Annotated in this window: 1 protein-coding gene; it reads right to left on the minus strand. The window is 65.7% G+C overall.

What is annotated here, in order from left to right:
* Window positions 1–702 (minus strand): MFS transporter (locus HX846_RS34915; RefSeq protein ID WP_256740306.1); only part of this gene is annotated, 702 nt, incomplete at both ends.

Below are 702 nucleotides of genomic sequence, written 5' to 3' on the forward strand. Positions count from 1 at the left end.
CCGCCAGGGCGATCAGCAACGACAGTAGCTGGAAACCGATGATCAGCGCCACACACCCCACCCAACCCCAACGCCCCCAGATCAGCGCCGGGACGATGGCGCCGAAGCTGCCGCCCAGGTAATAGCAGGTGAGGTACAGGCCCACGGCGCCGGCCTTGTTGTGGCGAGCGGTGGCGGTGGTGAAGGCGCTGGCGGCGGCCTGGGCGAGGAACACGCCCGTGGAGCTGAGGGCCAGGCCCAATACGATGCACCACAGGGATGGCAGCAAGGTCAGGCCCGAGCCACAAACGCCAAGCACCGCAGCCGCCGTCAGCAGTTCGGATTGCGGGCGGGATTTGCTCAGGCGCCCGGCAACGGGAATGACCACCAGGGCCAGCAGGAACACCATATAGATCGTGCCCAGCGCCGCCGGGCCAAGGTCGAACGGGGCTTGGCTGAGGTAAAGGCCAGCGTAGGTAAACGTCGCCACTTGGGAGAACAGCACGCAAAATCCTACGGCGTAGGCTGCCAGCAACGGCGTGCCGAGCACATCGGTCCAGGTGGTTGAAGGTCGCGCAACTCGGGGCGGATTGCCCGGCAGCAGGAACTGGATAAACCCGCCCACCATCAGGCTCAACACTGCCAACAGCTCGAAGGCTTCACGCCAGCCGACGTACTCGGTCATCACACCGGTGACGAAGCGCCCGGCAAACCCGCCGAGCA

The organism is Pseudomonas sp. K5002 (assembly GCF_013386655.1).
GTDB lineage: Bacteria > Pseudomonadota > Gammaproteobacteria > Pseudomonadales > Pseudomonadaceae > Aquipseudomonas.